General features: G+C 72.2%; 13 protein-coding genes. 11 read left to right on the top strand and 2 right to left on the bottom strand.

The window, feature by feature from the left end; genetic code table 11:
• The gene (locus tag NZH93_RS00360) at positions 1-1,302 is read right to left on the bottom strand and encodes a ferredoxin reductase family protein (protein ID WP_259620813.1); all 1,302 of its coding nucleotides are present in this window, start codon (positions 1,300-1,302) and stop codon (positions 1-3) included.
• Between the two features lie 209 nt (positions 1,303-1,511).
• On the opposite strand from NZH93_RS00360, the gene NZH93_RS00355 reads away from it, so the two are divergent.
• From NZH93_RS00355 to NZH93_RS00335, 5 genes are read left to right on the top strand one after another with little or no spacing between them, the layout of a single operon-like run.
• Complete coding sequence (locus NZH93_RS00355) at positions 1,512-2,162, top strand: hypothetical protein (protein ID WP_259620812.1); 651 nt, start codon at positions 1,512-1,514, stop codon at positions 2,160-2,162.
• Positions 2,163-2,165: 3 nt separating this feature from the next.
• Positions 2,166-2,711 (top strand): hypothetical protein, encoded by a 546-nt coding sequence (locus tag NZH93_RS00350; RefSeq protein ID WP_259620811.1) that lies wholly within the window; start codon positions 2,166-2,168, stop codon positions 2,709-2,711.
• Positions 2,712-2,766: 55 nt separating this feature from the next.
• Entirely contained in the window at positions 2,767-3,624 is an 858-nt protein-coding gene (locus NZH93_RS00345; RefSeq protein WP_259620810.1) for a hypothetical protein, read from the top strand.
• A gap of 8 nt (positions 3,625-3,632) precedes the next feature.
• The gene (locus tag NZH93_RS00340) at positions 3,633-4,442 is read left to right on the top strand and encodes a hypothetical protein (RefSeq protein WP_259620809.1); all 810 of its coding nucleotides are present in this window, start codon (positions 3,633-3,635) and stop codon (positions 4,440-4,442) included.
• Positions 4,433-5,692 (top strand): phosphotransferase, encoded by a 1,260-nt coding sequence (locus NZH93_RS00335; RefSeq protein ID WP_259620808.1) that lies wholly within the window; start codon positions 4,433-4,435, stop codon positions 5,690-5,692. Before NZH93_RS00340 ends, NZH93_RS00335 begins: the two co-directional genes overlap by 10 nt.
• Here NZH93_RS00335 and NZH93_RS00330 read toward each other — a convergent pair.
• Entirely contained in the window at positions 5,689-6,999 is a 1,311-nt protein-coding gene (locus NZH93_RS00330) for a toll/interleukin-1 receptor domain-containing protein (protein ID WP_259621423.1), read from the bottom strand. The genes NZH93_RS00335 and NZH93_RS00330 overlap by 4 nt on opposite strands.
• 204 nt (positions 7,000-7,203) lie before the next feature.
• Between NZH93_RS00330 and NZH93_RS00325 the strand changes: the two genes are divergently transcribed.
• The 6 genes from NZH93_RS00325 (at position 7,204) to NZH93_RS00300 (ending at position 12,696) form a co-directional block, all read left to right on the top strand.
• A complete protein-coding gene (locus NZH93_RS00325; RefSeq protein ID WP_259620807.1) occupies positions 7,204-7,749 on the top strand; it encodes a M15 family metallopeptidase in 546 nt (181 codons plus the stop codon).
• A 109-nt stretch (positions 7,750-7,858) separates the two neighbouring features.
• A complete protein-coding gene (locus tag NZH93_RS00320) occupies positions 7,859-8,482 on the top strand; it encodes a response regulator (protein ID WP_259621422.1) in 624 nt (207 codons plus the stop codon).
• 295 nt (positions 8,483-8,777) lie between these two features.
• A complete protein-coding gene (locus tag NZH93_RS00315) occupies positions 8,778-9,875 on the top strand; it encodes a sensor histidine kinase (protein WP_259620806.1) in 1,098 nt (365 codons plus the stop codon).
• 94 nt (positions 9,876-9,969) lie between these two features.
• Positions 9,970-10,260: a hypothetical protein gene (locus tag NZH93_RS00310; protein ID WP_259620805.1), complete on the top strand. Its 291-nt coding sequence runs from the start codon at positions 9,970-9,972 to the stop codon at positions 10,258-10,260.
• 4 nt (positions 10,261-10,264) lie between these two features.
• The gene (locus NZH93_RS00305) at positions 10,265-11,143 is read left to right on the top strand and encodes an ABC transporter ATP-binding protein (protein WP_259620804.1); all 879 of its coding nucleotides are present in this window, start codon (positions 10,265-10,267) and stop codon (positions 11,141-11,143) included.
• On the top strand, positions 11,140-12,696 hold the full coding sequence (locus NZH93_RS00300) for an ABC transporter permease (protein ID WP_259620803.1): 1,557 nt from the start codon (positions 11,140-11,142) through the stop codon (positions 12,694-12,696). The genes NZH93_RS00305 and NZH93_RS00300 overlap by 4 nt, the downstream gene beginning before the upstream one ends.
• The last annotated feature ends 88 nt before the right edge of the window (positions 12,697-12,784 follow it).

Below are 12,784 nucleotides of genomic sequence, written 5' to 3'. Positions count from 1 at the left end.
TCAGGCCAGGCTGAACTTCTCGGCGTGGACCTGCCCGCCGGGCACCTTCAACGCGCGGAGCGAGGTCAGCACGGCCGCCGTCATCGCGGGCGGGCCGCAGACGTACACGTCGCGCTGGGCGATGTCGGGGACCAGGTGGTGCAGGGCGGCGGGCTCGAACGGTCGCGCGCCCTGGTCGGTGCGGCCGGTGAGCAGGTGCAGCCGACCGCGGCGGGCGTGGACGAGCTGCCGCAACTCGGTCAGCAGCACCGCCTCCGTCTCGTCGCGCACCCGGTAGAGCACGACGAAGTCGCCCGGCGTGTGCTCCTCCAGCAGCGACCGGACGGGCGTGACACCCACGCCGCCCGCGATCAGCACCACCCCCGGCTTGCTCCGGTGCAGCGTCGTGAACGCGCCGTACGGGCCCTCCAGGAACACGCGGGTCCCGACCTTGAGGTTCCGCAGGCCCGCACTGGTGGAGCCGACGGCCTTGGCGGTCAGCCGCAGCGAGCGGCCGTTCGGCGCGGCGGACAGCGAGAACGGGTTCGCCAACCACCAGTGGTTGTGGCCGGGGAAGCGCCACACGCAGAACTGGCCAGCCAGCGCGGGCAGCCGTTCCAGGTGGCGGCCCGTGACGTACACCGAGACCGCGGTGGGCGACTCCGGGACCACGGCCGCGACCCGGAACTGGTGGCGGGAGTTGCGCACCAGCGGCACCACGACCCGGCCGACGATCAGCGAACCGAACGCGAACAGCCACAGCGCCCACCAGTAGACCATCGCGAACACCGACGACTTGAACGTCGTGGTCTCGATCAACTGGTGCGCGAACGCCATGCCGAGGGCCAGGTACAGGAGCAGGTGCAGGGCGTGCCACGTCTCGTACCGCAGCCGCCGCCGGACGCCGCGCGTCGAGACGGCGCCGATCACCACGACGACGGCGGCGGCCAGCATGCCGAGCAGCGAGGCGGGCACACCGGCCAGCGCGAGGAACGTCTTCCCCATCGAGGAGTCGTCCAGGGTGGCGTAGCCGAGCACGATGAGGGTGGCGTGCGTGAGGATCGTCCACAGCAGACCGAAACCCACCCACCGGTGCCACGACGTCAAGCGGTCCATGCCGATCCGGCGGTCCAGCCACGGCAGGCGGGCCACCAGCAGGAGCTGGAACATCATGACCAGCGCGGCGTGCAGGCCGAAGAACTTGGCGACGGCGAGGACCTCGTTCTTGCCGGTGCCCGCCGTGACGAAGAGGACCTCGACGATCGCCACGTTCACCACGACGAACGTCCACAGCGCCACCCGCGCCTGGACTACCGGCGCCATGCCGCTCCGCTGACCTAGTGCGCTCGTGGCCACCATCGCTCACCTCTCGTCGCCGCGCGGTCGGCGCCCGCGACCCGGTGCCGACCCCGTGAATCCGGCACAGTATGTCGTGACCGGTCGCCCGGTGGGCCGCTCCGGAACGGGAAACCGGTGGCGAGTCCGAGCCGGCGGGCCGGGACCGCGCGTCCGCCGCCGCCCCGAATCGGGGGGTGATCGAATTCCACGTGAACGCGGGAATTCCGCGGTCATCACTCGAACAGCGCAGAACGACGACGTATCTCGCCGCTCCTCCGAAGGTCTTGGTTATTCCGGGTGAAAATCCGGTCGCGGGCGACACGGCCGACGGGTCGCCGACGATAGGACCGGTGAGTGGTCGAGTTGTTCGGAGGTTTCATTGGACAGTGATGAATGACTGGGCGCGCAGTCAACTCATGGCGCCCGTGTACGCCTTGGTGGTCTCCTTCGCGGTCTCGCTCCTGATCGGGGCGGCACTGGCTCCGGACCAGGTCAAGCCCCCTGTGGCGCAGGTGACGGAAACCGTTGTCCCGGACCCCGAGAAGTGGGACGCGGAGTTCGCCGTGCAGGAGGGCGACGGCAGTCTGAAGCCGACCGCCGAATTGCGGGACGTGGCCGTTCAGTTCGGCTGGAGCGCCGGAAAAGATCTCAAGCCCGACACGAACGGGACATTCTCCCTCCCCATGGTCGCGAGGTGGCCGATGACGATCTGCGCGGCACTTCCGGAGCAGTGGAGGCCGCGGGATCCGAAATTCGCCGGACCGAACGGACTCACGTGCTGGAACGTCGCCAAACCCCCGGACGGTGAACGGATCAGGTTGGTCGTCATCAGGAACGAGGGCTGATCGGTGACCGTGTCGACGCGGACCCGCGCCCTCTGGTTCTCGACCGCGGTGGCGGCCGGGGTCGGGGGACTGCTGGGCGGCGGGCTCTGGGAACTCGGGACGCTGAGGCTGGTGTTCGTCGCCGGGGTCGGAGCGTTCTTCGGCGTCCTGTTCGCCCTCGGGTGGATCACGCGGCCGGTGGCCGCCGCGCCGTCGCCCGTCGTGCGGCAGGCCACCGCCGGGTTCCCGCCCGCACCGGGCAGGAGCGACCCCGTGCGGCTGCCGGAGCGGCAGGCCGCGGTGGAGAAGCAAGGCTGGTGGGAAAGGGATTCCCTGCCCACTCCCGTCCCCAAGGAGATGCCGGGGCGGCAGGAGTTCGACGCGCGACGGGCGCGGATCGCGCAGTGCCCGCACTGCGCGGGTTTCGAACTGGACGTGCACCGCGTGGAGCGGGGGTACGCGTTCCGGTGCCGGAACGCGAAGTGCTGTCACCGGTGGGAGTGGGAGCTCGGCACGGCGTGGCCCGCGGTGGTGGTCCGGCGGAACCTGACCGGACGTCCGCCGGGTTGAGCCGGGCACCCGCGGGTCGCTATCGAGAGAGAACGGTTGGAGCGTGGACTCAAGCATGTACCGGCAATCGGTGTCGCGGTCGACCCCTGGATGCGTCGTCATCCTGTTGGACCGGTCGGACTCGATGAAGCTGCCCTGGGGCAAGTCCGGGGACTCACTCGCCGTCGGCGCCGCGCTGGCGGTCAACAACATCCTGCTGGACATGTGCGTCAAGGCGACCACGGAGGTCAACGCGCCGGTCCGGCACTACTTCGACGTCGGCGTGTTCAGCTACGGCGCCCGGCTCACCGGTCCGGGCGGCGAGGGCGTGGAGCCCGCGTTCGGCGGCCCGCTGGCGGGGCGCGGCCTGGTGCCGCTGCCGGAACTGGCCGCCCACCCGATGGCGGTCCGCCAGGAACCGTCGATCGACCTGATGCCGGTCAACGTCAAGATGCCGGTGTGGGTCGACCCGGCGCACGGCTACCGCACGCCGATGTGCCAGGCCGTGGCGGTGGCGGGCGGGTACGTCTTCGACTGGGCGGCGGCGCACCCGGACTCCTTCCCGCCGATCATCATCAACATCACCGACGGCATGGTCACCGACAACCCGTACGACGGCGCGACCATCCAGGAGTGGGTGGAGCGGTTGACCGCCATCGAGACCCGCGACGGCCGGGCGTTGTTCTTCAACGTCTTCCTGTCCCCGGTGGAGGTGCCGGAGATCGTCTTCCCGTCCGATCCTGGTGGGCTCCCGCTGCCCGGCCCCGACCTGTTCGCGTTGAGCAGCGTGCTGCCCGCGCCGATGGTGGAGAACGCCAGGGTCGACGGCTACGACGTGCGGGCGGGCGCGAAGGGCCTGGCGTTCAACGTCGGCCGCTCCACGCTGCTGCGCGTCCTCCAGGTCGGCACCCGCGTTCCGGACCGGTCGGCCTAGGAGCCCCGATGCACGCCTGGCAGGTCGTCTTCTCCGTGCCGAAGCACGGCAACTCCGAGGCGGAATGGGAGGACGGCGCCGCCGCCGCTCCCGGCGACCCGGCCACCGGTCGCGGACCCCGGTTCGCGGTCGCGGACGGCGCCACCCAGGGCTTCGGCTCGACGCGGTGGGCCATGCGGCTGGTCGAGGGGTTCGTCGGGGAGGGAGCCGGTGGTCTCGACGAGATCCCCGACCTGGCCGCCGAACCCCTCCACCGGTGGCTGCGGCGGACGCAGGACCGCTGGCGCCACGACCCGCTCCTCGCGCAGGCGACCGACATGCAGGTGTACAAGTTGGAGACGGTCGGCTCGTTCGCCACGTTCCTCGGCTGCGAGTTCGTCGACCTCGACGGCCCGCACCCGCACTGGTCGGCCGTGGCGATCGGCGACACCGTGCTCTTCCAGGTGCGCGGCGACGAACTCGTGGCGACCTTCCCCCCGATCCCGGCGCACGGCTTCGGGGTCAACCCCCACGGTCTGCCCACCGGCCCGAAAGCGCTGGAAGCCGTGGTCGACCGGCTGCTGTTCGACGAGGGCGTGCTGCTCGACGGCGACGTGATCTACCTCGCCACGGACGCGTTCGCGGACTGGGTGCTGCGGGAGGAGGAGGGCGACCGGCGCGAGCTGTGGACGACGCTGGCCGGGTTGGACCACCCCGAGAGGTTCCGCGCGCTGGTGGACGACCGCAGGCGCGCCAACGACATGGTCAACGACGACGTCACCCTGATGCGGGTGTCGATCAGCGCCGCGGGCCCCGAGAACCTGGTGGTGTGCCTCTAGTGCGCTACCCCGGATTCGACGACTACATGAAGGCCGTCCAGCAGCCGGACGTGTTCACCACCGACGAGCTGCGGCTGCTGGAACTGGTGGTGCACCCGGTGTTCGGGATCCCGTCGCCCGCCTCCGGCACGAGCGCGGTCGTGTTCAAGGCGACGGAATCGGGTCAGGCCAAGGCGTTGCGGTTCTTCACCCGCGCCGACGCCGGGAACGGCCAACGCTACAACGCCCTGCACGACCACTTCGTGGCCAGGGACCTGCTGAGCGCGGTCGCGCTGCCCCGGTGGATCGACGACGGCATCCGGGTCAACGGCCGCACCTGGCCGGTGGTGCGGATGCAGTGGGTGGAGGGGCACACCCTCAACCGGCACGTGGACGAGCTCGTGTCGCGGCGGGACACCGCCGCGCTGGCCGCGCTCGCCGAGACCTGGCGGGAACTGGTGAACCGCTTGCAGCGCGCGGACTTCGCGCACGGCGACCTCCAGCACGGCAACGTGCTCGTCGACGACCGCGGCGCCATGCGCCTGGTCGACTTCGACTGCTCCTGGATCGCCGCCTTCGCCTCGTCGGCGCCGCCGAGCGAGACGGGGCACCGCAACTACCAGCCCGCGAACCGCGCCTGGGACCGGTGGATGGACACGTTCCCCGGCCTGGTCGTCTACCTCTCGCTGCTGGCGCTGGCGAAGAACCCGGAGCGCGGAGCGCTGAACACGGGGGAGAACCTGCTGTTCGCGCAACAGGACTTCCAGCCGCCGTTCGCCACTCCCGCGTGGAGCTTCCTGTCGGGACTCCGGGACGGCGGGATCGACGACCTGGCCGCCCGGCTCAAGAGGTGCTGCTCACCGGGGTGGACCGCGACCGGCGGGCTCGACGCCCTGCTGGCGCCCGCGGCGAGGCCGTGGTGGGAGCGCACCTCGACCGTGGTCGCCGGAACCGCGCCGACTGCGGTCCCCGCGCCCCGTGGACCGACCACCACCCCGGCGACCCCGACCCCTCCGCGCGTGGCCGTGCGGAACGACGGCACGCCGACGGCGGCGTGGTGGAAGGGAACCACTCCCGCGCCTCCTGAGCCGGTGAGCAAGCGACCGCGCGTCCGGGCCGTGCTGACGGTGGCGACCGTCCTCGGCCTGGTCGTCGCGCTGCTCTCGCTGGCGATCGACTTCGACGCGCCCGGCGGCCCGATCGCCCTCGCGCTGGGAGTCGTGGCGTTCACCCTCGCGGCCATCGTGGGCCTGGTGAAGGGGTCGGGCTAGAACGCGCTCAGCGCGAAGAGGACGGCGCCGAGCAGGCCCGCGGCGGCGATGGCGGCGGCGACCTGCGACCGCCGCTCGCCGCGGTTGACCGCCACCAGGCCGAGTGACAGCCCCAGCACCGACGCGATCAGCAGCAGCGACAGCGCGACCTGCGTGGCGGTGCGGTTGTGCTCGGTCAGCGCGAGGATCCCGAACGGGATGCCCAGTCCGCCGAGCACACCACCCGCGAACGCGAGCCCGCTGTCGGTCGGCGGTGGCGGGTCGGGTTCCTCCGCCTTCACCTTCCGCGCGTTCCACCAGCCCGCCGTCGGCGGTCGGGGCGTCGAGACCGGTGGGGTCTCGGGCTCGGTGGTCGTCCACGGGGGTGGCGCGGGCGAACTCGCGGTCTCCGCCGGTGCCTTGGTGTGCTGGGCTCGACCCCAGTCGTACGCGGGTTCGCGCGTGACCTCGATCGTCGGTGCGGGCGGTGGTGGGGTCCGCGGGGGCTTCCGGGGCGTCGGGCGGCTCGGTGGCACGGCCTCGGTCGTGGTGCCGGGACGCGGGGTTTCGACGGCTCGGGTCGGGCCGTCGGGTCGCGGTGCTTCGGTGGAAGCGCCCTGCGCCACCAGGTTCCGCCGCCAGTGGTCGGTCGGCGGCAGCCGGGTCGCCCCGTCCTCCTGCTCGGTCTCCCCGGCGGCGTCCAGCAACTGGTCGATCTCCTCGGAGTTGCCGACCGTGAGCTCCTTGCGCCTGCGGAACTCCCGCAGCAGCTTCACGATGTCCGCGCGGGCCACCACGTCCCGCTCCTCCTTGAGCTTGCGCCGGAGCTGGACGATCACGGCTTCCTGGCGGTCGGGCGCGATCGGCGTCGGGCCGAGGATCTCGGCGATCCGGTACAGGTACTCGAAGGGCACCTTGGGCGGCTCCGGCGGCGGGTCCGCGCGCACCACCGGGCGGCTGGTCAGCTCGGTGAGCGCGGCCACCAGCCCCAGCGCGGCGTTGGCGGTCCGCTCGCGGTAGTCGACGCCCTGGGTCTCCATGATCGGGATCCGCACGCTCTCCACCGAGCCGACCTGGACCGGCAGCACCGGGAGCCCCAACCGCTGGGCGTAGTCCAGTTCCTCGCGGCAGGGCTGCGACGTCCACGAGTCCTGCGACAGCGCGAACACGAAGACGTCCGCCTCCTGGATCGTCCGGATGATCTCGCGCCACCACTGCTCCCCGCCGTGGATCTCGCGGTCCATCCAGACCTGCCAGCCCAGGCGCTCGAAGTCCTCCCTGAGCGCCCGGACGAGTGCCTCGTCGGCTCGGGTGTAGCTGAGGAAGATGATGGTCCCTCGCCCCCTCGATCACGATCGCCCGCGCGGCCTCCGCGCCACGGGCTCTACCTCTTCCATCGTCGTCGACCGGTACTTCGTTCCGGTGCCGTGACGTCCCGTCGACCAGTTGTTGCACAACGGGCGCGGGACGCGGACATCCCACCGGCAGTGTCGGGGGTGTCCGGCTTCGGCACCACCGTGAGGAGACAGGGTTTGGCCACGACACGTGGAATTGTGGACGGTGCCAGGCGACCCGCGTTCGCCGCCGCGCTGCTCGTCACCCTGGCGGCCTGCGCCCAGCGCGAACCCCCGCCCGGCCGCCCGGCAGGCGACGGCAGCATCCCGGAGAACAGCAGCATCTCGCTGTCCGACACCGACCACGACGCCCTCCGCGGCCTCGACCCGGCGCTGCTGGAGGCGGTGCGGAAGGCCGACGTGGACGCTCGCCTGGCGGGTGTGGAACTGCGGGTGACGTCGGGCTGGCGGAGCGAGGCGTACCAGCGGCGCCTGCTCGACCAGGCGGTCGTCACGTACGGGAGCCTCCAGGAGGCGCGGCGGTTCGTGAGCACACCGGAGAAGTCGAAGCACGTGGTGGGCAAGGCGATCGACATCGGCCCGACCAACGCGGACGACTGGCTGATCCGCCACGGCGCGGCCTACGGCCTCTGCCAGGCGTACGCGAACGAGATGTGGCACTTCGAACTGCTCACCACGCCCGGCGGCGAGTGCCCCCAACCACTGGCCGACGCGACCAGTTGAGGCGGTGCCGGTGCCAGCCGTGGTCCTGGCGGAGGACGTCGGTGTCGTGGTTCGTGTGGGATGATCTTCCGTTGTGACGATCCGGGTGCTCATCGCCGACGACCAGGAGATGGTTCGGCGCGGTATGCGTCGGGTCCTGGACAGTCAGGCCGACCTGGAGGTCGTCTGCGAGGCCGCGGACGGTGTCGCGGCGGTGGAGTTGGCTGAGCGGTTTCGGCCGGACGTGGCGTTGCTCGACGTGCGGATGCCGGGGTTGGACGGGCTGGAGGTGACGCGCAGGCTTGCCGGGCCTGAGGCGGTGGTGCCGGTCAAGGTGGTCGTCGTGACGACGTTCGACCTGGACGAGTACGTGTACCCGGCGTTGCGGTACGGGGCGTCCGGGTTCCTGCTCAAGCGGGCGGGGCCGTCGTTGCTGGTCGAGGCGGTGCGGGCCGCGCACAACGGTGACAGCCTGATCAGTCCGTCGATCACCGTGCGGCTGCTGCGGCAGGTCGTGGACGCCAAGCGTGAGACGCGGGTGCTCGCGGAGCCGTTGACCGAGCGGGAGATCGAGGTGGCGGGCAAGGTGGCCGAGGGGCGGACGAACGCGGACATCGGGGCTGAGCTGTTCATCGGCGCGGGAACGGTGAAGACGCACGTGGCGGCGATCCAGCGCAAGCTCGGCGTGCGCAACCGCGTCGGGATCGCCGTGTGGGCTCACGAGATGGGCTACTCGACGCGGCTGCCGTCCTGAGTGACAGCGGACCGCGGGCGAGCGGTCGAGCGGCGCGGGTGCCTCGACGGCGTGCTCGGTACGACCCGCTGCTCGGCCGGGCCATTGGGTGTGGTGGCCCTCGCGGCCTGGTGGCTGGCCGAGGCCGGTGGACATGGCGGCCCTGGCCGACCTGGTGCCCGGCAGGCGCCTTCGCGGTCGGTCATGTCCACCGCGGCCGGACGAGGCCCCTCCGGGCCGACCGCCAAGGACCGTCCTCAGTGGACTGACCGGGTTTCGCTGATCTCCTGTGTCGTTCGTGCGTAGGCTTTTTCGCATGCGTGTACCCCGCGGTCGGGCCGTCTGGCCGGTGTTGGTGGCCTTCCTCCTGCTCGCCCCGGTGGCCGCCGCGCCGCCGGGGACGCTCGTGCTCGCCGTGGCCGCCACCGTCGTGGTGCTGGCGGCGACGTGGCGCTGGCCCGTCGGTCGGGTCGGTCCCGCCGCCGTGGTCGTGCTGGTGTCCGGGCTGTCGTTGCTGGTCGACGTGCTCCACGGGGGCGAACCCAGGATGGCGCTGCTGTGGATGCCCTTCGAGTTCGCGGGCCTGCTGGTCCTGCTCGGGCGGGCGGTGCGGGTGGTCTCGTCCGGGCGGGTCGTCGCGGTCACGGCGCTCGCCGTGGTGGCGGCCATGGCGCTGCCGTTGAGGTTCACCCTGCACGAGTCGCCGCCGCGCTGGGACGCGTCGGTGCTCGGACTGCTGCTGGTGTCGTTCCCGCTGGTCGTGGCGATCGGCGTCGGGGTCTACCTGCGGGGCCTCGACTCGCGGCTGGTGGAGGCTCGGGTGCGGCAGCGGCTGGAGATCGCCGAGCTGCTGCACGACTTCGTCGCGCACGAGGTGACCGGGATCGTCGTGGAGGTGCAGGCGGCGCGGTTCGTGGAGTTCGACGAGGCCGAGGCGAAGGCGGCGTTCGCGCGGATCGAGGAGGCGGGGTTGAGGGCGCTCGACTCGATGGACCGCGCGGTCGCGGCCATGCGCGACGGCTCGCGGGCGGACACCGTCGGGGTGCGCGACGTGCCCGAACTGGTGGGCCGGTTCAGCGGGTCGGCCGTCCGCTGCGAACTGGCGGACGCCGCGGTGGGCAGGCTCGGCCCGGTCGCGGACGAGACGGCGTACGCGGTGGTGCTGGAGGCGTTGACGAACGTCCGCAGGCACGCGGCGGGCGCGCCCTCCGTGGCGGTGGAGGTGGACTTCGCGCCGGGGCGCGGGGTCGTGGTCTCGGTCGTCGACGGCGGCGGCGCGCGGGGCACCACCCGTGCGAGCGGCGGCAGCGGGCTGGTCGGGTTGCGCGAGCGCGTCGAGGCGGCCGGGGGCGCGCTGGACGCCGGTCCGCACGGGTCGGGGTGGCGGGTGGCCGCCGTGTTCCCGGCGCGGTGATCCGACCGCCGATCTCTGCCGAACGGGAGATGTCCGTCCCGCGCCGCGACCGGAAGCTGGGGAAGCCGACCTACCGCCGACTTCCGGAGCCGCAGTGCCATCACAGAGGACTACCGCGACCACCCTGACCGGGACGCCCGAGACCCGGTCGTTCGACTTCACCGCGGAGAAGCTCGTCATCGACGCCCGAGTGGTGATCGGCAGGGGCTCGGTCGGTGTCGATCGCACGCTCGCGGGCAAAGCCGTGACGCCGGCGCTGGACCACGGCGTGCTGCCCACCGGTCCCGAGACCTGCCGGGTCGCGCGACCCGTCGCCGACGACCCGGCGGGCACCCGGACCGTGCGCACGGGCGAAGGCCGCGCCACCGTGCGGAAGGCGGGGTAGGGCCGTGCTGCAACTCGTCGACGTCACCAAGGTCTACCGCGGCGGCAAGCGCGCGGTGGAGGGCATCACCCTCGACCTCCAGCCGGGCCTGATCGGCCTGCTCGGCCCCAACGGCGCTGGCAAGTCCTCGCTGATGCGGATCGCCGCCACCGTCACCCGCCCCACGTCCGGGCAGGTCCTGTTCCAGGGCAGGGACGCCGTGGCCCACCCCAACCCGCTGCGCGAAGCGCTCGGCTACCTGCCGCAGGACTTCGGCGTCTACCCGAACCTGACCGCCCGCGAGTTCCTCGCGTACCTGGCCGCCGCCAAGGGCTTGTCCGTCCGGTCCGCCAGGGCTCGCGTCGACGAGCTGATCCAGCTCGTCAACCTCACCGAGGCGCTCGAACGCCCACTGGGCAAGTACTCCGGCGGCATGGTGCGCCGGGTCGGCATCGCGCAGGCCCTGCTCGGCGACCCGAAGGTGATCATCGTCGACGAGCCGACCGCCGGGCTGGACCCCGAGGAGCGGGTGCGGTTCCGCACCCTGCTCAGCGACCTGTCCGTCGACCGCGTGGTGCTGCTGTCCACGCACATCGTCTCCGACGTCGACTCGGTGGCCGCCGACGTCGTGGTGGTGGCCAGGGGCAGGTTGCTGCGCCGCGGCGCGCCGGAGGACCTGCTGCGCGACGTCGACGGCCAGGTCTGGGAAGCCACCGTGCCCTACTCGGAGGTCGCCGCGGTGCGGGCCGTGCACACCGTGAGCCGGATGGTCCGCACCACGACGGGTGTCCGGCTGCGGATGTTGTCGCCGACCCGGCCGTCCGCGGACGCCGTACCGGTGGCTCCGGACCTGGAGGACGCGTACCTGGGCATCATCGGCAGGTCCGTGGCGGTGGGCCGGTGATCGCGCTGGTGCTGGGCGACTTCCGCGACCGGGTGCGCAGACCCGCTTACGCGGCGACGCTGCTGGCGGCCGCCCTGCTGGGCTACCTCGCCGTGCCCGCGTCGGACTCGCGGTGGGCGATCATGCAACTCGGCCCCTACCGCGGCCTGTACACCAGCGCGTACGTCGGCATGGCGACGGCGCTGGCGAGCACGCTCTGGTTGATGCTGGGCGGTTTTTACGTCGTGCGCAACACGATCGCCCGCGACGAGCGCACCAACGTCGGGCTGCTGCTGGCGTCCACGCCGCTGCGCACACCCGTTTACCTCGTGGCCAAGCTGCTCGGCAACGTGCTCGTGCTGACGTCGATGCTGGTCGTGCTGGCCGGGACCGCGTTGGTGATGCAGGTGGCCCGCGGCGAGTCCACGTCGGTCGACCTCGGGGCGCTGCTGCTGCCGTTCGCGGTGGTGGCCTTCCCCGCCGTCGTGCTGACCGCGTCCGCCGCGCTGTTCTGGGAGCTGACCCCGGTCCTGAAGACGGGCTCGGGCAACGTGATCTGGTTCTTCTGCTGGATGGTGCTGGCGCTCGGCGGCCAGAGCCCGTCGGCGCCGCTGGGCGGGCTCGGCGTGAGCGACGTGGTGGAGTCGCTTGGCGCGGACATGGCCGCCAAGGGCCTGGACGTCACCGGCGGCGAGTTCAGCCTCGGGCTCACCGCGCTGGACGCGCCGCTCACGCCGTTCGAGTGGTCGGGTTTCACGCCCGGCGCGGGGTTCCTGCTCTCCCGCCTCCTGGTGATGGGGGTCGTGGTGGCGCTCGCGCTGCTGCCCGCGGTGTGGTTCACCCGCTTCGACCCGGCGCTGGACGGCGGTGTCGTCCCGGAGGCGCCCGACGCCGTGCCCGTGCCCGCCGAGTCCGGTGCGTTCTACGTCCGCGGTGGGCTGAAGACGGTGGTGCGGCGGGGAAGCGCGCTGTCGGCGTTCCCCAGGCTGCTGGTCGGTGAGGTGCGCGTCCTGCTCCAGGGCGTGTCCCGGTGGTGGTGGATCGGCCTGGCGCTGGTCGCCGCGGTCACCGTCGTCGTGCCGATCGCCGGGGTGAGCAGGGTCCTGCTGCCCGCGGCGTGGATCTGGCCGGTGCTGCTGTGGTCGCGGCTCGGCACCCAGCGGTACGAGTGCGACGTCCAGTCCATCCTGGCGCCCTACCCCTCGGTCCGGTGGCGGGCGGTCGCGGAGTGGCTGGCCGGTGTCCTGCTCACCGCGGGAACCGGTGCGGCGGCGGCGATCCGGATGGTCGTGGCGGGTGATCCCGCCGGTGTGGCGGCGTGGGTGGCCGCGGTGCTGTTCATCCCGGCACTGGCGTTCTCCCTCGGTTCGCTGAGCCGCACCCACCGCGTGTTCCAGGCCGGGTACGTCCCCGTCTGGTACGCGGGGGTCAGCGGGCTGCCGGTGCTCGACCTCGCGGGTGCCCTGCGCGCCGAGGACGGGACGCCGCTCGGCCCGCCCGCGCCACTGCTGGCGGCACTGGGGATCGGGCTGGTCGTGGCGGTGGTGGCCCTCTCCGGCCGTCGACTACGATGAGTGGTCAACGGTGACTCCCGGTGATTCACCCGTTCAAGAGCGGCCCGCCTGTTAACGGATCACCCGTTCCCGCGACTCCAGGGACATC

This window comes from Umezawaea endophytica, assembly GCF_025061645.1.
Classification (GTDB): domain Bacteria; phylum Actinomycetota; class Actinomycetes; order Mycobacteriales; family Pseudonocardiaceae; genus Umezawaea; species Umezawaea endophytica.
Note: the sequence above shows the minus strand (reverse complement) of the source record. Positions and strands in the feature narration are given on the sequence as shown.

Excerpts from the sequence above, each read along its gene's own strand:
- NZH93_RS00340 (WP_259620809.1), top strand. The coding sequence starts at position 3,633 with ATGCACGCCTGGCAGGTCGTCTTCTCCGTGCCGAAGCACGGCAACTCC.
- NZH93_RS00360 (WP_259620813.1), bottom strand. The coding sequence starts at position 1,302 with ATGGCGCCGGTAGTCCAGGCGCGGGTGGCGCTGTGGACGTTCGTCGTG.
- NZH93_RS00315 (WP_259620806.1), top strand. The coding sequence starts at position 8,778 with ATGCGTGTACCCCGCGGTCGGGCCGTCTGGCCGGTGTTGGTGGCCTTC.
- NZH93_RS00345 (WP_259620810.1), top strand. The coding sequence starts at position 2,767 with ATGTACCGGCAATCGGTGTCGCGGTCGACCCCTGGATGCGTCGTCATC.
- NZH93_RS00320 (WP_259621422.1), top strand. The coding sequence starts at position 7,859 with ATGGTTCGGCGCGGTATGCGTCGGGTCCTGGACAGTCAGGCCGACCTG.